General features: G+C 68.3%; 15 protein-coding genes and 1 rRNA gene. 14 read left to right on the plus strand and 2 right to left on the minus strand.

Annotated features, from left to right (window positions below; translation table 11 throughout):
- Positions 1-95 precede the first annotated feature (95 nt).
- From argC to argH, 8 genes are read left to right on the plus strand one after another with little or no spacing between them, the layout of a single operon-like run.
- Positions 96-1,154 carry an N-acetyl-gamma-glutamyl-phosphate reductase gene (gene argC, locus RCP38_RS08535; RefSeq protein ID WP_308476716.1) on the plus strand — a complete coding sequence of 353 codons (1,059 nt, stop codon included), beginning with the start codon at positions 96-98 and terminating at the stop codon, positions 1,152-1,154.
- Positions 1,151-2,353, plus strand: a complete 1,203-nt coding sequence (argJ, locus tag RCP38_RS08540) for a bifunctional glutamate N-acetyltransferase/amino-acid acetyltransferase ArgJ (RefSeq protein WP_308476718.1) — start codon at positions 1,151-1,153, stop codon at positions 2,351-2,353. Before argC ends, argJ begins: the two co-directional genes overlap by 4 nt.
- The gene (gene argB / locus RCP38_RS08545) at positions 2,350-3,225 is read left to right on the plus strand and encodes an acetylglutamate kinase (protein ID WP_308476720.1); all 876 of its coding nucleotides are present in this window, start codon (positions 2,350-2,352) and stop codon (positions 3,223-3,225) included. The genes argJ and argB overlap by 4 nt, the downstream gene beginning before the upstream one ends.
- A complete protein-coding gene (locus RCP38_RS08550) occupies positions 3,222-4,400 on the plus strand; it encodes an acetylornithine transaminase (protein WP_308476722.1) in 1,179 nt (392 codons plus the stop codon). The genes argB and RCP38_RS08550 overlap by 4 nt, the downstream gene beginning before the upstream one ends.
- Entirely contained in the window at positions 4,397-5,332 is a 936-nt protein-coding gene (gene argF / locus RCP38_RS08555; RefSeq protein WP_308476724.1) for an ornithine carbamoyltransferase, read from the plus strand. Before RCP38_RS08550 ends, argF begins: the two co-directional genes overlap by 4 nt.
- Positions 5,329-5,817, plus strand: coding sequence for an arginine repressor (locus tag RCP38_RS08560; RefSeq protein ID WP_308476726.1), 489 nt, complete (start codon positions 5,329-5,331; stop codon positions 5,815-5,817). The genes argF and RCP38_RS08560 overlap by 4 nt, the downstream gene beginning before the upstream one ends.
- 40 nt (positions 5,818-5,857) lie before the next feature.
- A complete protein-coding gene (locus tag RCP38_RS08565; RefSeq protein ID WP_308476728.1) occupies positions 5,858-7,054 on the plus strand; it encodes an argininosuccinate synthase in 1,197 nt (398 codons plus the stop codon).
- A complete protein-coding gene (gene argH / locus RCP38_RS08570; RefSeq protein WP_308476730.1) occupies positions 7,051-8,466 on the plus strand; it encodes an argininosuccinate lyase in 1,416 nt (471 codons plus the stop codon). The genes RCP38_RS08565 and argH overlap by 4 nt, the downstream gene beginning before the upstream one ends.
- Positions 8,467-8,470: 4 nt before the next feature.
- Here the strand turns inward: argH and RCP38_RS08575 are convergent, their stop codons facing one another.
- Positions 8,471-8,953, minus strand: a complete 483-nt coding sequence (locus tag RCP38_RS08575; RefSeq protein ID WP_308477128.1) for an MPT63 family protein — start codon at positions 8,951-8,953, stop codon at positions 8,471-8,473.
- 138 nt (positions 8,954-9,091) lie between these two features.
- On the opposite strand from RCP38_RS08575, the gene RCP38_RS08580 reads away from it, so the two are divergent.
- Positions 9,092-9,739 carry a M15 family metallopeptidase gene (locus tag RCP38_RS08580; RefSeq protein WP_308477129.1) on the plus strand — a complete coding sequence of 216 codons (648 nt, stop codon included), beginning with the start codon at positions 9,092-9,094 and terminating at the stop codon, positions 9,737-9,739.
- A 21-nt stretch (positions 9,740-9,760) separates the two neighbouring features.
- On the opposite strand, the gene RCP38_RS08585 is transcribed toward RCP38_RS08580, so the two are convergent.
- Positions 9,761-11,542 carry an ABC-F family ATP-binding cassette domain-containing protein gene (locus tag RCP38_RS08585; RefSeq protein ID WP_308476732.1) on the minus strand — a complete coding sequence of 594 codons (1,782 nt, stop codon included), beginning with the start codon at positions 11,540-11,542 and terminating at the stop codon, positions 9,761-9,763.
- Between the two features lie 117 nt (positions 11,543-11,659).
- Between RCP38_RS08585 and RCP38_RS08590 the strand changes: the two genes are divergently transcribed.
- The 5 genes from RCP38_RS08590 to RCP38_RS08610 all read left to right on the plus strand — a co-directional run bounded on the left by RCP38_RS08590 (position 11,660) and on the right by RCP38_RS08610 (position 18,707).
- Positions 11,660-14,644, plus strand: a complete 2,985-nt coding sequence (locus RCP38_RS08590; protein ID WP_308476734.1) for an acyl-CoA synthetase — start codon at positions 11,660-11,662, stop codon at positions 14,642-14,644.
- Positions 14,645-14,646: 2 nt separating this feature from the next.
- Positions 14,647-14,871: a Trm112 family protein gene (locus RCP38_RS08595; protein WP_308476736.1), complete on the plus strand. Its 225-nt coding sequence runs from the start codon at positions 14,647-14,649 to the stop codon at positions 14,869-14,871.
- Positions 14,872-14,885: 14 nt separating this feature from the next.
- On the plus strand, positions 14,886-15,497 hold the full coding sequence (locus tag RCP38_RS08600; protein WP_308476738.1) for a DNA-3-methyladenine glycosylase: 612 nt from the start codon (positions 14,886-14,888) through the stop codon (positions 15,495-15,497).
- A gap of 17 nt (positions 15,498-15,514) precedes the next feature.
- Positions 15,515-16,783, plus strand: coding sequence for a tyrosine--tRNA ligase (gene tyrS / locus RCP38_RS08605; protein ID WP_308476740.1), 1,269 nt, complete (start codon positions 15,515-15,517; stop codon positions 16,781-16,783).
- 389 nt (positions 16,784-17,172) lie between these two features.
- Positions 17,173-18,707: ribosomal RNA gene (locus RCP38_RS08610) — 16S ribosomal RNA — on the plus strand.
- Positions 18,708-18,936: the final 229 nt, after the last annotated feature.

Genomic DNA, 18,936 nt, shown 5'->3' on the forward strand with positions numbered 1-18,936 from the left:
AAGGTGCGCAGTTGTACGCGACACGCCGCAAATTGCTGGGCAAACACGCACGCTCGCGCCCAAAGACTTATGAGATTGCGTATTGACGCATAATCATGCAGAATCGGCGTGTGACGAAAGCGATCAAAGTGGCGGTGGCCGGTGCCAGCGGCTACGCCGGCGGGGAGATCCTACGGCTGCTGCTCGGGCATCCCGGCTACGCCGACGGCCGACTGCAGATCGGCGCGCTGACCGCCGCCGGCAACGCCGGCAGCACTCTCGGGGAACAACACCCGCACCTGCTGCCGCTAGCCGACCGCGTCCTGCAGCCCACCGACGTCGCCACGCTGGCCGGCCACGACGTGGTGTTCCTCGGTCTGCCGCACGGACATTCGGCGGTGCTGGCCGAACAACTCGGCGACGACACCGTCGTGATCGACTGCGGCGCGGACTTCCGTCTCGACGACTCCGGGGACTGGGAACGCTTCTACGGCTCGCCCCACGCCGGCACCTGGCCCTACGGTCTGCCGGAACTGCCCGGCGGTCGCGACAAGCTCGTCGACGCCCGGCGGATCGCGGTCCCGGGCTGCTACCCGACGGCGGCCCTGCTGGCGCTGTTCCCGGCCGTGGCCGCCGGGCTGATCGAACCCGACGTCACCGTCGTCGCCGTCAGTGGCACCTCCGGTGCGGGCAAGGCCGCCAAGGTCGACCTGCTCGGCTCCGAGGTCATCGGCTCGGCGCGGGCCTACAACGTCGGCGGCGCACACCGGCACACCCCCGAGATCGGGCAGGGGCTGCGGGCGCTCACCGACCGCGATGTCAGCGTCGCGTTCATCCCGGTGCTGATCCCGACCTCGCGGGGCATCCTGGCCACCTGCACCGCCAAGACCACCGCGGCACTGCCGGAATTGCGGGCGGCCTACGAAAAGGCCTATCAAGACGAGCCATTCGTGCACCTGCTACCCGAAGGTCAACTGCCCAAGACCGGATCGGTGATCGGCAGCAACGCCGCGCAACTGCAGGTCGCGCTCGACGAGGACGCCTCGACGTTCATCGCGATCGCCGCGATCGACAACCTCGTCAAGGGCACCGGCGGCGCCGCCGTGCAGTCGATGAACCTGGCGCTGGGCTGGCCGGAGACCGAAGGACTTTCAAGCGTAGGAGTGGCGCCGTGACCGACCCGAAACTGCTGCGGGAACAGGGCGTCACCGCGCCCAGCGGATTCCGGGCCGCCGGAATCGCCGCCGGCATCAAGGCGTCCGGAAAACCCGACCTGGCCCTGGTGTTCAACGAAGGGCCGGACTACGCGGCCGCCGGCGTGTTCACCAGCAACCAGGTCAAGGCCGCACCGGTGCAGTGGAGTCGGCAGGTGCTCGCCGGCGGCCGGTTGCGCGCGGTCATCCTGAACTCCGGTGGCGCCAACGCCTGCACCGGACCGGGCGGTTTCCAGGACACCCACACCACCGCCGACGCACTGGCCGCCGCCCTCTCGGAATGGGGCACCGAGACCGGGGCCGCTGAGGTCGCGGTCTGCTCCACCGGCCTGATCGGTGACCGGCTGCCGATGGACAAGGTGCTGGCCGGGGTCACCGCGATCGTGCAGGAGATGGCCGGCGGCCTGGGCGGCGGCGACGAAGCCGCCCGCGCCATCATGACCACCGACACCGTGCCGAAACAGGTTGCATTGCACCACCCCGGCAACTGGACCGTGGGCGGCATGGCCAAGGGTGCGGGAATGCTGGCGCCGTCGCTGGCGACCATGCTGGTGGTGCTGACCACCGACGCTAAAGTCGACGCCGCCGCCCTGGACACCGCACTGCGGCGCGCCACCGCGGTGACCTTCGACCGGCTCGACGTCGACGGCAGCTGCTCCACCAACGACACCGTGCTGCTGCTGGCCTCCGGGGCCAGCGAGATCACCCCCGCCCAGGAGGACCTGGACGCCGCGGTGCTGGCCGTCTGCGACGACCTGTGCGCACAACTGCAGGCCGACGCCGAGGGCGTCACCAAGCGGGTGTGCATCACCGTCACCGGTGCCGGCAGTGACGCCGACGCGCTCACCGCGGCCCGGATCGTCGCCCGCGACAGCCTGGTCAAGACCGCGCTGTTCGGCTCCGACCCCAACTGGGGCCGGGTGCTGGCCGCGGTCGGCATGGTGCCGTTCACCATCGACCCGGACCGGATCACGGTGTCGTTCAACGGCTCGCCCGTATTCAGCGGCGGCCTGCCGATGCCCGGCGCCCGGGAGGTGGACCTGTCCGGGGCCGACATCGAGGTCACCGTGGAACTCAACCAGGGCAGCGGGCAGGCCATGGTGCGCACCACCGACCTGTCGCACGCCTACGTCGAAGAGAACTCGGCCTACAGCTCATGACCGAAGTAACCACCACCGTCAAAGCCCAGGTCCTGGCCGAAGCCCTGCCCTGGCTCAAACAACTGCACGGCAAGATCGTCGTCGTCAAATACGGCGGCAACGCCATGACCGACGACACCCTCAAGCACGCGTTCGCCGCCGACATGGCGTTCCTGCGCAACTGCGGCATCCACCCGGTGGTGGTGCACGGCGGCGGCCCGCAGATCAGCGCGATGCTCAAAAAGCTCGGCATCGAAGGCGACTTCAAGGGCGGATTCCGGGTCACCACACCGGAAGTGCTCGACGTGGCGCGCATGGTGCTGTTCGGGCAGGTCGGCCGGGAACTGGTGAACCTGATCAACGCCCACGGACCGTATGCGGTCGGCATCACCGGCGAGGACGCCGCACTGTTCACCGCGGTGCGGCGCAGCGTCACCGTCGACGGGGTGGCCACCGATATCGGCCTGGTCGGCGACGTGGATCAGGTCAACACGGCCGCGGTGTTGGATTTGATTGCCGCCGGCCGGATTCCGGTGGTCTCCACGCTGGCGCCCGACCCCGACGGGGTGGTGCACAACATCAACGCCGACACCGCCGCGGCCGCCCTGGCCGAAGCGTTGGCCGCCGAGAAACTGTTGATGCTCACCGACGTCGACGGGCTCTACACCGACTGGCCCGACCGCGATTCGCTGGTCAGCGAGATCGACACCGCGACCCTGGCGCAGCTGCTGCCCAGCCTGGAGTCCGGGATGATCCCCAAAGTCGAAGCCTGCCTGCGCGCCGTGCGCGGTGGGGTGCCCAGCGCCCACATCATCGACGGCCGCGTCGAACACTGCGTGCTGGTCGAGTTGTTCACCGACGCCGGCACCGGAACCAAGGTGGTAAACCCATGACGACCCTGCAAAGCCGCTGGCAAGCGGTGATGATGAACAACTACGGCACCCCGCCGCTGTCACTGGTCAGCGGTGACGGCGCGGTGCTGACCGATGACGCGGGCAAGACCTACATCGACTTCCTCGGCGGTATCGCGGTCAACGTCCTCGGCCACCGCCACCCCGCGGTGATCGACGCGGTCACCGCCCAGCTCAACACGCTGGGCCACACCTCGAATCTGTATGCGACCGAGCCCGGTATCGCGCTGGCCGAGGGCCTGGTCGGCCAGCTCGGCGTGCCGGCGCGGGCGTTCTTCTGCAACTCCGGCACCGAGGCCAACGAAGTCGCGTTCAAGATGACCCGGCTCACCGGCAAGACGAAAGTGGTTGCCGCGCAAGGGGCGTTCCACGGCCGCACCATGGGGTCGCTGGCGCTGACCGGGCAGCCCGACAAGCAGGCCCCGTTCGAGCCGCTGCCCGGCGAGGTCGTGCACGTGCCCTACGGCGACACCAAAGCGCTGGCCGCCGCGGTCGACTCCGACACCGCCGCGGTGTTCCTGGAACCGATCATGGGGGAGGGCGGCGTCGTCGTCCCCCCGGCCGGCTACCTGGCCGAAGCCCGCGGCATCACCGCCGCCCACAACGCGCTGCTGGTGCTCGACGAGGTGCAGACCGGCATCGGGCGCACCGGCGCGTTCTACGCCCACCAGCACGACGGCATCACCCCCGACATCATCACGCTGGCCAAGGGCCTGGGCGGTGGCCTGCCCATCGGTGCCTGCCTGGCCGTCGGCGCCGCCGGTGACCTGTTGACGCCGGGCATGCACGGCAGCACCTTCGGTGGCAACCCGGTGTGCACCGCCGCGGCGGTGGCGGTGCTGCAGGCCCTGGCCGACGGCGACCTGGTGGCCCGCGCCGGCACGCTCGGCAAGACCCTGAGCCACGGCATCGAGGAACTGCACCACCCGCTGGTCGATCACGTCCGCGGCAAGGGCCTGCTGCAGGGTGTGGTGCTGACCGCGCCCAAGGCCAAGGCCGTCGAACTGGCCGCCCGCCAGGCCGGTTTCCTGGTCAACGCCGCCGCGGCCGGTGTGGTGCGACTGGCGCCGCCGCTGATCATCGGCGAAGACCAGATCGGTAGTTTCATCACCGCCCTGCCGGGCATCCTCGACACCGCCCAGGAGGCCGCCGAATGATCCGCCACTTTCTGCGCGACGACGACATCACCCCGGCCGAGCAGGCCGAAATCCTTTCGTTGGCAGCCGAACTCAAAGCCGAACCGTTCAGCCGCCGGCCGCTGGAGGGCCCCCGCGGGGTCGCGGTGATCTTCGACAAGAACTCCACCCGAACCCGGTTCTCCTTCGAGATCGGCATCGCCCAACTCGGCGGGCACGCCGTTGTCGTCGACGGCCGCTCCACCCAGCTGGGCCGCGACGAAACCCTCGAGGACACCGGGCAGGTACTGTCCCGCTACGTCGACGCGATCGTCTGGCGCACCTTCGCCCAGGAGCGGCTGACCGCGATGGCCAGCACCGCCACGGTGCCGATCGTCAACGCCCTGTCCGACGAGTTCCACCCCTGCCAGGTGCTGGCCGACCTGCAGACCATCGCCGAACGCAAGGGTGGCGTGTCGGGCCTTAAAGGGCTCAAGCTGACCTACCTCGGTGACGGCGCCAACAACATGGCGCACTCACTGATGCTGGGCGGGGTCACCGCCGGGGTGCACGTCACCGTCGCCGCACCCGAGGGCTTCACCCCGGACCCGGCCGTCGTCGCCGCCGCGCAGGCCCGCGCCGCGCAGACCGGCGCGAGCGTCACCGTCACCGCCGACCCGGCCAAAGCCGCCGCCGGCGCCGACGTACTGGTGACCGACACCTGGACCTCGATGGGCCAGGAGGACGACGGCCTGGACCGGGTCGCGCCGTTTCGGCCCTACCAGATCAACGACGAGCTGGTGGCGCTGGCCGATTCGGATGTGACGGTGCTGCACTGCCTGCCGGCGCACCGCGGCGACGAGATCACCGACGCGGTGATCGACGGGCCGCGCAGCGCGGTGTTCGACGAGGCCGAGAACCGGCTGCACGCGCAGAAGGCCCTGTTGGTGTGGTTGCTGGAACGGTCACGATGAGCCGAGCCGACAGCACCGTCACACGCGTGGGCCGCCAGGCCCGCATCGTCGAGGTGCTGTCCTCGTCCTCGGTACGCAGCCAGACCGAGCTGGCCGCCATCCTGGCCGCCGACGGTATCGAGGTCACCCAGGCCACGCTGTCGCGGGACCTCGAAGAGCTGGGCGCGGTGAAACTGCGCGGCGTCGACGGGGGAGCCGGGGTGTATGTGGTGCCCGAAGACGGCAGCCCGGTGCGCGCGGTGGCCGGCGGCACCGACCGGCTGTGCCGGCTGCTCGGGGAGCTGCTGGTGTCCACCGACGCCACCGGAAACCTGGCCGTGTTGCGTACCCCGCCCGGGGCGGCGGACTACCTGGCCAGTGCCATCGACCGGGCCGCGCTACCGTACGTCGTCGGCACCATCGCCGGGGATGACACCATCTTCGTGGCGGCCCGCGAGCCGATGACCGGCGCCGAACTCGCCGCCACCCTCACAGACCTGCAGTAAGACCAGTACTACTTAGTAAAGACAGAGCAAGGAGATCTCGATGTCCGAACGCGTCATCCTGGCGTATTCCGGTGGCCTGGACACTTCGGTGGCGATCAGCTGGATCGGTAAGGAGACCGGCAAGGAAGTCGTCGCCGTCGCCATCGACCTCGGCCAGGGCGGCGAGGACATGGAAGTGGTGCGCCAGCGGGCCCTGGACTGCGGCGCGGTGGAAGCCGTCGTCGTCGACGCCCGCGACGAGTTCGCCGACGACTACTGCCTGCCGACCATCAAGGCCAACGCGCTCTACATGGACCGCTACCCGCTGGTGTCGGCCATCAGCCGGCCGCTGATCGTCAAGCACCTGGTGGAAGCCGCCCGGTCCCACGGCGGCACCGTCGTGGCGCACGGCTGCACCGGCAAGGGCAACGACCAGGTCCGCTTCGAGGTCGGCTTCGCCTCCCTGGCGCCCGAACTCGAGGTGATCGCCCCGGTCCGCGACTACGCCTGGACCCGGGAGAAGGCGATCGCGTTCGCCGAGGAGAACGACATCCCGATCAACGTCACCAAGCGCTCGCCGTTCTCCATCGACCAGAACGTGTGGGGCCGCGCGGTGGAGACCGGGTTCCTCGAAGACCTGTGGAACGCCCCCACCAAGGACGTCTACGACTACACCGAGGACCCGACGGTCAACTTCAACGCCCCCGACGAGCTGATCATCAGCTTCGACAAGGGCCGCCCGGTGGCCATCGACGGCCGCCCGCTGAGCGTGCTGCAGATCATCCAGGAGCTCAACTCCCGCGCCGGCGCGCAGGGCGTGGGCCGGCTGGACGTCGTCGAGGACCGGCTGGTGGGCATCAAGAGCCGCGAGATCTACGAGGCCCCCGGCGCCATGGTGCTGATCACCGCGCACACCGAACTCGAGCACGTCACCCTCGAGCGCGAACTGGGCCGCTACAAGCGCGGCGTGGACCGCAAGTGGGGCGAGCTGACCTACGACGGCCTGTGGTTCAGCCCGCTCAAGCGCTCGCTGGAGGTGTTCGTCGAGGACACCCAACAGCACGTCTCCGGCGACATCCGCCTGGTGCTGCACGCCGGCGGCATCATCGTCAACGGCCGGCGCAGCGCGGAGTCGCTGTATGACTTCAACCTGGCCACCTACGACGAGGGCGACACCTTCGACCAGAGCGCCGCCCGGGGCTTCGTGCAGATCCACGGGCTGAGCTCGAAGATCTCCGCCCGCCGGGACCTGGGGTGAGCACCAACGAGGGATCGCTGTGGGGCGGGCGGTTCGCCGAAGGCCCGTCCGACGCACTGGCCGCGCTGAGTAAATCCACCCACTTCGACTGGGTGCTGGCGCCCTACGACATCGCCGCGTCCAAGGCGCACGCCAAGGTGCTGTACGGCGCCGGGCTGCTCACCGCCGAGCAACGGGACGGGCTGCTGGCCGGCCTGGACAGCCTGGGCAGCGACGTCGCCGACGGCAGCTTCGGCCCGCTGGTCACCGACGAGGACGTGCACGGCGCGCTGGAACGCGGCCTGATCGACCGGGTCGGCACCGACCTCGGTGGCCGGCTGCGGGCCGGACGGTCGCGAAACGACCAGGTCGCCACCCTGTTTCGGATGTGGCTGCGTGACGCTATGCGGCGCGTGGCCGACGGGGTGCTCGACGTGGTGGACGCGCTGGCACACCAGGCGGCCGCCTACCCGGACGCGATCATGCCGGGCAAGACGCACCTGCAGTCCGCGCAGCCGGTGCTGCTGGCGCATCACCTGCTGGCGCACGCCCACCCGCTGCTGCGCGACGTGGACCGCATCGCCGACTTCGACGCCCGCGCCGCGGTCTCGCCCTACGGCTCGGGAGCACTGGCCGGTTCGTCGCTGGGGCTGAACCCCGACGCGATCGCCGCCGAACTCGGTTTCTCGGCGGCTGCCGACAATTCGATCGACGCCACCGCGTCGCGGGACTTCGCCGCCGAGGCCGCCTTCGTGTTCGCGATGATCGCCGTCGACCTGTCGCGGCTCGCCGAGGACATCATCTTGTGGAGCTCAACGGAATTCGGCTATGCGGTGCTGCATGACTCCTGGTCGACGGGCTCTTCGATCATGCCGCAGAAGAAGAACCCCGACATCGCCGAACTGGCTCGCGGCAAGTCCGGCCGGCTGATCGGCAACCTGGCGGGCCTGCTGGCCACGCTCAAGGCGCAGCCGCTGGCCTATAACCGGGATCTGCAGGAGGACAAGGAGCCGGTGTTCGACTCGGCCGCGCAGCTGGAACTGCTGCTGCCGGCCACCGCCGGGCTGGTGGGCACCCTGGTGTTCGACACCGAGCGGATGGCGGAGCTGGCACCGGCCGGCTACACGCTGGCCACCGACATCGCCGAATGGCTGGTGCGCCAAGGTGTTCCGTTCCGGGTGGCGCACGAAGCGGCGGGCGCGGCGGTGAAGGTCGCCGAGCAGCGCGGCGTCGGCCTGGACGAACTCACCGACGACGAACTTGCGGGCATCAGCCCGGACCTGACCCCGCAGGTGCGCGAGGTGCTCACCGTCGAGGGGTCGGTGGCTTCCCGTGACGCTCGCGGCGGCACCGCGCCGGCGCGGGTCGCCGAACAGTTGGCGGGGCTGCGCGAGCGGGCCGCCGCGATGCGCCGCCGACTCAACGACGCCTGAGGGTTCACGGCCCCCAGATCATCAGGTCTTCCATCCCGTTGTTCATCGTCACGGTGGTCGGCGGCGGACCGGTGACGTCGAAGTAGATCTTGCCGCTGGACTGAGCGCCCTGGGGGATGGTCGCGCCGCTGATGGTTCTGGGCGAGGCGACCTGCCACAGCACCCGGTAGGCGGCCCGATCCGGCGCGACGGCGTTGAACTGGGAAATCGCCGGTGTCACCGTGCCGCGGATCGCATTCACCGTCGCCGTCGCCTCCCAGACCTTGCCGGCCACCGGGAATCCCGGCGTGGGGTCGCTGCTGGGCTGAAGGCCGCTGACCCGCCACGAGTACGTGACCTGACCGACGGTGTCGGTGGTCTGCAGGGTGCTGCCCAGCTTGCCGACGATCGGGTAGGCGGCCGTGGCGACCGGTGCAACGGCCATCGGAGCCGCGGCCAGCACGGCGACTGCGGTCAGGGCCGCTTTCGTCATCGCATTGATCCTCATCATGTCCTCCACTCGTTCAGGGACGACTTCAGGGATAGCCCGGTCAGTCGGGGTTCAATCCTCATTCCGGGCAGGATTTCGGTCCTGCGCTAGCGTGGGCGGATCAATGGCAACCGGGTCACGTCGACCGCGCGCGGCCTGGTGGCGGCGATCGTGGTCTGCGGTGCGCTGTCCCAGTGCACCGCAGCTCCGGAGCCGCAGACGGAGCCGGCATCGCCGCCGCGGACCGTCGAACCGGCCGCCGTGGCCGAAGTCACCGCCGCCGAACTCGGCCCGACCTGGCACCCCGGCTGCCCGGTCGCTCCGGCGCAGCTACGACGCGTCACCCTGACCCACCTGGGCTTCGACGACCGGCCGCACCGCGGTGAGCTGATCGTGCACCGGGACCTGGTTGCGCAGGTCATCGCGTTGTTCGATCGGCTGTACCGGCTGGGCTTCCCGATCGAGAAGATGCGCCCGGTGGCGACCTACCGCGGCGGCGACGACGAACTGTCCATGGCGGACGACAACACCTCGGCGTTCAACTGCCGGCGCATCCCGGGCTCGGGGAACTGGGCCCTGCACGCCTACGGCCGCGCCATCGACATCAATCCGCTGCTGAACCCGTCGGTGGATCACGGTGCCTTCGAGCCGCACAACGCCCGGGTCTACCTGGACCGCAAACGGATCGAGCCGGGTCTGCTGCACGCCGGTGACCCCGCGGTGCGGGTCTTCACCGATGCCGGGTGGGCTTGGGGCGGCTACTGGAAGTCGCCGGTGGACTATCAGCACTTCGAGCGGCGCTGAGCCCGCCCCGAACCCGTGGCCCTACTCGACCAGCTCCGAGAGCTCCAACCAGCGCGCCTCCTGCTCGGCGACCTCATCCTCCAGCGCCCGCAGCTCGCGGGTGAGCTCGGCCAGCCCAACGTGATCGGACTGGTCGAACGCGGCCAACTGGTGATGCTTGGCCTCGATCTGCTCGGCCAGCTTCGCCAGCCGCCGATCCACGGCGGCCAGGTCCTTCTGGGCGGCGCGCAGCTCCGCCCCCGACAACGGTCCCGAGCCGGGCTCGGCGGCCGCCGCCGGCCGCGACGACGGTGATCGGCGCGCATTGGCGGCCAACTCCAGATACTCGTCGACGCCGCCGGGCAGATGCCGCAGCCGCCCGTCGAGGATCGCGTACTGCTGATCGGTGACTCGTTCCAGCAGGTAACGGTCGTGGGAGACCACGATCAGCGTGCCCGGCCAGGAGTCCAGCAGGTCCTCGGTGGCGGTCAACATGTCGGTGTCGACGTCGTTGGTGGGCTCGTCGAGCACCAGCACGTTCGGCTCGGCCAGCAAGGTGAGCATCAACTGCAGCCGCCGATGCTGGCCACCGGAGAGCTCGCCCACCCGCGCGGACAACTGCGCACGACCGAACCCGAGGCGCTCGAGCAACTGCGCGGGCGTCATCTCCTTGCCGTCGACCTGGTAGTCGGTGCGCAGCCGGCCCAGCACATCGGCCACCCGGTCCTCGGCCAGCTTCGCCAGCTCGGCGGACTGCTGATCCAACATGCCCAGCCGCACCGTCTTGCCACGTTTGACGCGCCCGGAATCGGGTGTCACGGTGCCCGCGATCAGCCCGAGCAGGGTGGACTTTCCGGCACCGTTGGCGCCGACGATCCCGGTGCGCTCACCGGGCCCGATCCGCCATTCGACGTCGCGCAGCACCGTCCGGCCGTCGAACGCCACCGACACGTCGAGCAGGTCGATCACGTCCTTGCCGAGCCGGGCGGTGGCCAGCTTCATCAGCTCGACGTCGTTGCGCAGCGGCGGGACGTCGGCGATCAGCGCGTTGGCGGCCTCGATGCGGAACTTCGGCTTGGACGTGCGCGCCGGCGCCCCGCGCCGCAGCCAGGCCAGTTCCTTGCGCAAGATGTTCTGCCGTTTGGCCTCGCTGGCCGCGGCCATCCGGTCGCGCTCCACCCGCTGCAGGATGTAGGCGGCATACCCGCCCTGGAAGGGCTCCACGATGCGGTCGTGGACCTCCCAGGTGGTGGTGGCCACCTCGTCGAGAAACCAGCGGTCGTGGGTGACCACCAGCAGCCCGCCGGTGTTGCGGGCCCAGCGCTGCTGCAGATGCCCCGCCAGCCAGGTGATGCCCTCCACGTCGAGGTGGTTGGTGGGCTCGTCGAGACAGATCACGTCCCATTCGCCGATCAGCAGCGCGGCCAGCTGGACGCGGCGCCGCTGGCCGCCGGAGAGCCCGGAGATCTTGGCGTCCCAGGCGATATCGGAGACCAGCCCGTCGACCACGTCCCGGATCCGCGGACTGGAGGCCCACTCGTGGTCGGCCTGATCGCCGACCAGCGATACCCCCAGCGTGCTGTCGGGATCCAAGGTGTCGGCCTGGTCCAGCAAACCGGCCCGCAGATCACTGCGCCGGGTGACGCGGCCCGAGTCCGGCGTCAGCGCACCGGCCAGCAGACGCAACAGTGAGGACTTCCCGTCGCCGTTGCGACCGACGATCCCGATCCGTGCGCCGTCGTTGACCCCGAGGGTGACCGACTCCAGCACGACGCCGGTGGCGTAGCGCAGGTGAAGGGCCTCGGCTCCGAGCAGGTGTGCCACCGCAGGAACGGTACTGCCTGCCGGTCGGCGATCGGTGAACGAGCCGGACCTACCGGTCTGGTGTGCCAGAATGTGCACGTCATTCCGGGATCGCGCGCGAAGTGGGGGGAACCAGCGGTGGATCTGAACTTGTCGGCCGTGACCAGGCCGGTCGAGTGGCTGATGGCCACCGCTCAGAACGGTCTCGAGGTGCTGCGCTGGGGCGGACTGGAGACCGGCACCGTGCCGTCGCCGTTCCAGATCGTCGAGAGCACCCCGATGTACAAGCTGCGACGGTACTTCCCGCCGGACAACCGGCCCGGCCAGCCGCAGCCCGGCCCGCCGGTGCTGCTGGTGCACCCGATGATGATGTCGGCGAACATGTGGGACGTCACCCGCGAAGACGGCGCGGTCGGCATCCTGCGTGAGGCCGGGGTGGACCCGTGGGTGATCGACTTCGGCTCACCGGACGAGATCGAAGGCGGGATGCGCCGCAACCTGGCCGACCACATCGTCGGGCTCAGCCAGGCCATCGACACCGTCGCCGAGACCACCGGCCGCGACGTGCATCTGGCCGGCTACTCCCAGGGCGGCATGTTCGCCTATCAGACTGGGGCATACCGGCATTCGAAGAACATCGCCAGCATCATCGCGTTCGGCTCCCCGGTGGACACCCTGGCCGCGCTGCCGATGGGCCTGCCGCCCAACCTCGCGTCGAATGTGGCCGGTTTCATGGCCGACCACGTCTTCAACCGGCTCGACATCTCCGGATGGCAGGCGCGGCTGGGCTTCCAGATGATGGACCCGCTCAAGACCGCCAAGGCGCGCATCGAATTCCTGCGCCAACTGCACGACCGGGAAGCCCTGCTGCCGCGTGAGGCGCAGCGCCGGTTCCTCGAATCCGAGGGCTGGATCGCCTGGTCGGGCCCGGCGGTCGCCGAGCTACTCAAACAGTTCATCGCGCACAACCGGATGATGACCGGCGGTTTCGCCATCAACGGCCAACTGGTCACCCTGACCGACATCACCTGCCCGGTGCTGGCCTTCGTCGGCGAGGTCGACGACATCGGCCAACCCGCCGCGGTCCGGGGCATCCGCCGTGCCGCGCCCGACGCCAAGGTCTTCGAATATCTTTTGCGGGCAGGGCATTTCGGCCTGGTGGTCGGATCCAAGGCGGCGGAACTGACCTGGCCGACGGTGGCCCGCTGGGTGCTGTGGCAGGAGGGGCTGGGCGCACAACCGGCCGGCGTCGCATTGATGGCCGAGGACTCATCCGACGGCGCCCAGCGCGGCGTCGCGATCACCTCGCGGATCGCACACGGCCTGGGCGAGGCCTCGGAGGTGGCGCTGACGCTGGCCCGCGGCGCCGCCGATGCCGTGCTGGCGGCGCAGAAGTCGATGCGCACCATGGCGGTCGAGACCGCGCGCACCCTGCCCCGGCTGGCCCGCTTGGGACAGATCAACGACCACACCCGGATCTCGTTGGGCCGCATCATCGATGAGCAGGCGGCGGACTCACCCGACGGTGAATTCCTGCTGTTCGACGGGCGGGTCCACACCTACGAGGCGGTCAACAAGCGCATTGACAACGTCGTTCGCGGTCTGATCGACGTCGGGGTCCGGCAGGGCGTCCACGTCGGCGTGCTGATGGCCACCCGGCCCAGTGCGCTGGTCGCCATCGCGGCACTGTCGCGACTGGGTGCGGTGGCGGTGCTGGTGCCCACCGACGGCGACCTGCTGCCGGCGGCCCGCCTCGGCGGCATCTCCGACATCATCGTCGACCCGGGCTCGCTGGACCTGGCGCTGCCGGCCGCCCGCGAACTGGGCTGCCAGGTGCTGGTGCTCGGCGGCGGTGAAGCCCGTGACCTCGACCTACCCACAGACATCGACGTCGACGTCGTCGACATGGAACAGATCGACCCCGACGCCGTCGAACTGCCCGGCTGGTACCGCGCCAACCCGGGCTTCGCCCGCGATCTGGCGTTCGTGGCGTTCAGCAACGTGGCCGGCGAAGTGGTGGCCAAGCAGATCACCAACTTCCGCTGGGCGCTCTCGGCGTTCGGGACCGCATCGACTTCGGCGCTGGGCCCCAACGACACGGTGTACTGCCTGACACCGCTGCACCACGAGTCCGGCTTGCTGGTCAGCCTGGGCGGCGCGGTGGTCGGCGGCGCCCGCATCGCACTGTCGCGCGGGTTGAACCCGGAGCGCTTCGTCGCCGAGGTCCGGCAGTACGGCGTCAGCGTGGTGTCCTACACCTGGGCGATGCTCGGCGAGGTCATCGACGATCCCAACTTCGTCCTGCAGGGCAATCACCCGGTCCGGCTGTTCATCGGTTCCGGTATGCCCGTCGGCGTGTGGAACCGGGTCACCGAGGTGTTCGCGCCCGCCAATGTCGTCGAGTTCTTCGCCACCAAGGACGGGCAAGCCGTGCTGGCCAACGTCTCCGGCGCCAAGGTCGGCAGCAAGGGCCGACCGCTGCCCGGCGCGGTCGATGTGGAACTGGCCGCCTACGACGCCGACCACGACCTGATCCTCGAAGACGACCTGGGCTTCGTACGCGTCGCCGAGGCCAACGAGGTCGGGGTGCTGCTGGCCAAACCGCGCGGACCCATCGACCCCTCGGCGTCGGTCAAGCGCGGCGTGTTCGCGCCGGCCGACACCTGGATCTCCACGGAGTTCCTGTTCCGCCGCGACGCCGACGGCGACTACTGGCTGGTCGGCGGGCGGTCATCGAGCATCCGCACCGCCCGGGGCATCGCGTACCCGGTGGTGATCACCGATGCGCTCGGCGCCGTCAACGGCGTCGACCTGGCGGTCACCTATCGGGTGCCCACGGCGGGATCGGCCCTGGTGGTGTCGGCGGTGACGGTGCGCCCGGGTGCCACCATCACCGCGGCGGACCTCAGCGAGGCGGTGGCCGACATCCCCGCGGGCCGCGGCCCCGACATCGTGCACGTCGTCCCGAGTCTGCAGTTGAGCACGGTGTACCGCCCCGAGATGGGGAACCTGCGCGACGCCGGGTTACCCAAGGCTGGACGCAACGCCTGGTACTTCGATGCCGCGACCCGGCAGTTCAAACGGCTCACCGCCGCGGTGCGCGCCGATCTGGCAGGGGCATGACCGTGATCGAGCGAGAACTGTTGGACATCCTGGTCTGCCCCGCCGACCGCGGCCCACTGCTGCTGGTCGAGCGTGCCGCCGGCGGTGCGCTGTACAACCCGCGGATGAAGCGGGCCTACCGCATCGACGACGACATCCCGGTGTTGCTGATCGACGAGGCGGAGACCGTCGGAGACGACGAGCACGCCCGACTCATGGCGCAGGCGAACCCGGAAACCTCCCGGTGAGGTAACGCCGCGGCGTGGATGCTCTCCGGCTCGCGGTGGACCCGCTCGCGGCTGCCCGGTTGTTGCTGGGCGCCACGTTGACCTGCCGCGGCGTGACCGCGACGATCGCCGAGGTGGAGGCCTACGGAGGAGTGCCCGACGGTCCGTGGCCGGACCCGGCGGCGCATTCGTATCGGGGCCCCACCGGGCGCAACACGGTGATGTTCGGTCCGCCCGGGCGGATGTACACCTATCGCAGCTACGGCATGCACGTCTGCGCCAACGTGGTCTGCGGACCGGACGGGACGGCCGCGGCGGTGCTGCTGCGGGCCGCGGTGATCGATGCCGGCCAACCGCTCGCCCGGGGCCGCCGCGGCGAATCGGTAGCCGATGCGGCTCTGGCGCGGGGGCCCGGCAATCTCTGCTCAGCTCTGGGAATCACTATGGCGGACAACGGAATTGATCTGTTCGATCCGCGCAGTCCGGTGCAGTTGCGGCTCGGTGAACCGGTCGAGGCGCAGTGCGGGCCGCGGGTGGGGATCAGTCAGGCCGCCGACCGTCCGTGGCGGTTCTGGCGGCCGGCGACACCCGAGGTTTCGGCGTACCGGCGCAGTCCACGGGCACCGGCGCCGGGTGCTTCGGACTGATCCGGGAAAATCAATCCATGCCGACGACGATTCTCGACGAGTTGAGCTGGCGAGGGCTGATCGCCCAATCCACCGACCTGGACGCACTGACCGCCGAAGTGACGCGCGGACCGATCACGGTCTATGCCGGATTCGACCCGACCGCCCCGAGCCTGCACGCCGGAAACCTGGTGCCGTTGCTGGCCCTGCGCCGATTCCAGCGGGCCGGACACCGGCCGATCGTGCTAGCCGGCGGGGCCACCGGACTCATCGGTGACCCGCGCGACAGCGGGGAACGCACCCTCAACACCGCCGATACCGTGGCCGAGTGGTCCGAGCGGATCCGCGGGCAACTCGAGCGCTTCGTCGACTTCGACGACAGTCCCACCGGTGCGGTGGTGGCCAACAACCTGGACTGGACGGCGCCGCTGTCCGCGGTGGAATTCCTGCGTGACGTGGGCAAACACTTCTCGGTCAACGTGATGCTGGACCGCGACACCATCCGTCGCCGGCTCGAGGAGGGCATCTCCTACACCGAGTTCAGCTACATGTTGCTGCAGGCCAACGACTACGTGCAGCTGCATCAGCGCTTCGGGTGTTCGCTGCAGATCGGCGGATCCGATCAGTGGGGCAACATCATCGCCGGCGTGCGGCTGGTCCGGCAGAAGACGGGTGCGACCGTGCACGCCTTGACGGTGCCCCTGGTCACCGCCGCCGACGGCACCAAGTTCGGTAAGTCCACCGGTGGCGGCAGTCTGTGGCTGGATCCCGAGATGACCAGCCCTTACGCCTGGTACCAGTACTTTTTCAACACCGCCGACGCCGACGTCATCCGTTACCTGCGGTGGTTCACGTTCCTGTCGGCCGAAGAGCTGGCCGAGCTGGAGCAGGCGACGGCCGAACGTCCGCACGAGCGGGCCGCGCAGCGCGCTTTGGCGCGGGAGTTCACCACGTTGGTGCACGGACAGGCGGCCACCGATGCCGTCGAACTGGCGAGTCAGGCCCTGTTCGGCCGCGGAGAACTGACCCGGTTGGACGAATCGACGCTGACCGCGGCGCTGGAGGAGACCTCGGTGGCCCGCCTGGAGCCCGGGGGAGCCGACGGCATCGTGGACCTGCTGGTGGCCACCGGCCTGTCCGCCAGTCGGGGTGCGGCGCGGCGCACCATCGGTGAAGGCGGTGTGTCGGTCAACAACGTGCGAATCGACAGCGAGGAATGGGCGCCGCAGCCGGCGGACTTCCTGCACGGCCGGTGGCTGGTGCTGCGTCGGGGCAAACGCAACGTCGCGGGGGTGCAACGGGCCTAGATCCGGCCCCCGCCGGGGCGCCCCGTTGATCTTGATTCGACGAGAAAATGCCCTCTACCAGCGGATTTGACTCCCAGTTTCACCTCGCGTAACTTTATCGACGTCGCCGCGACACGGCCCAGCCGGGGGAGCGCGACAAGCCCGCGGAATCGAGAGAGATTCACTAGCGATTCCGGGGGTTTTCATCTGCCCGCACTGCCAATACGCGGCTTTTAGCCGCGGGTTGACTGCGCGTTCAGATGGGCGTGTTGTTTGAGAACTCAATAGTGTGTTTGGTGGTTTTTGTTTGTTGTTGTTTGCCACACTTTCAGCGCCCCGTGTTGGGGGTGTGGTTGTTTTTTTGATGTCAGTTTTTGACTGATGTTTTGGGATTGTTTCCAAATGGTTTTTGTTTGGAGAGTTTGATCCTGGCTCAGGACGAACGCTGGCGGCGTGCTTAACACATGCAAGTCGAACGGAAAGGCCCCTTCGGGGGTACTCGAGTGGCGAACGGGTGAGTAACACGTGGGTGATCTGCCCTGCACTTTGGGATAAGCCTGGGAAACTGGGTCTAATACCGAATAGGACCGCGCGCTTCATGGTGTGTGGTGGAAAGCTTTTGCGGTGTGGGATGGGCCCGCGGCCTATCAGCTTGTTGGTGGGGTAATGGCCTACCAAGGCGACGACGGGTAGCCGGCCTGAGAGGGTGTCCGGCCACACTGGGACTGAGATACGGCCCAGACTCCTACGGGAGGCAGCAGTGGGGAATATTGCACAATGGGCGCAAGCCTGATGCAGCGACGCCGCGTGGGGGATGACGGCCTTCGGGTTGTAAACCTCTTTCAGTATCGGCGAAGCTCCGGGATTTTTCTTGGGGTGACGGTAGGTACAGAAGAAGCACCGGCCAACTACGTGCCAGCAGCCGCGGTAATACGTAGGGTGCGAGCGTTGTCCGGAATTACTGGGCGTAAAGAGCTCGTAGGTGGTTTGTCACGTTGTCCGTGAAAACTCACAGCTTAACTGTGGGCGTGCGGGCGATACGGGCAGGCTAGAGTACTGTAGGGGAGACTGGAATTCCTGGTGTAGCGGTGGAATGCGCAGATATCAGGAGGAACACCGGTGGCGAAGGCGGGTCTCTGGGCAGTAACTGACGCTGAGGAGCGAAAGCGTGGGGAGCGAACAGGATTAGATACCCTGGTAGTCCACGCCGTAAACGGTGGGTACTAGGTGTGGGTTTCCTTCCTTTAGGGATCCGTGCCGTAGCTAACGCATTAAGTACCCCGCCTGGGGAGTACGGCCGCAAGGCTAAAACTCAAAGGAATTGACGGGGGCCCGCACAAGCGGCGGAGCATGTGGATTAATTCGATGCAACGCGAAGAACCTTACCTGGGTTTGACATGCACAGGACGCCGGCAGAGATGTCGGTTCCCTTGTGGCCTGTGTGCAGGTGGTGCATGGCTGTCGTCAGCTCGTGTCGTGAGATGTTGGGTTAAGTCCCGCAACGAGCGCAACCCTTGTCTCATGTTGCCAGCACGTTATGGTGGGGACTCGTGAGAGACTGCCGGGGTCAACTCGGAGGAAGGTGGGGATGACGTCAAGTCATCATGCCCCTTATGTCCAGGGCTTCACACATGCTACAATGGCCGGTACAAAGGGCTGCGATCCCGTGAGGGTTAGCGAATCCTTTAAAGCCGGTCTCAGTTCGGATTGGGGTCTGCAACTCGACCCCATGAAGTCGGAGTCGCTAGTAATCGCAGATCAGCAACGCTGCGGTGAATACGTTCCCGGGCCTTGTACACACCGCCCGTCACGTCATGAAAGTCGGTAACACCCGAAGCCGGTGGCCTAACCCTTGTGGAGGGAGCCGTCGAAGGTGGGATCGGCGATTGGGACGAAGTCGTAACAAGGTAGCCGTACCGGAAGGTGCGGCTGGATCACCTCCTTTCTAAGGAGCACCTTTTTTCCCCCATCCCCGCAAGAGTGTGGGATTCATGGTGGTTGGGATAGGTTTGCCGGCGCCTGTAGTGGGTGTCCGGTGGTGCAGATGTTTTTTGAACAGCAACAGCTTTGATCATCAACCGCCAGGGGTCCTTCGGGGTTTCTGGTGGCCGGCTTTGGCTGGGCACACTGTTGGGTCCTGAGGCAACAGGCCTGTAGTCGCTCCCTTGTGGGGG

Source organism: Mycolicibacter sp. MU0083 (assembly GCF_963378075.1).
In the GTDB taxonomy this organism is placed as follows: domain Bacteria; phylum Actinomycetota; class Actinomycetes; order Mycobacteriales; family Mycobacteriaceae; genus Mycobacterium; species Mycobacterium kokjensenii.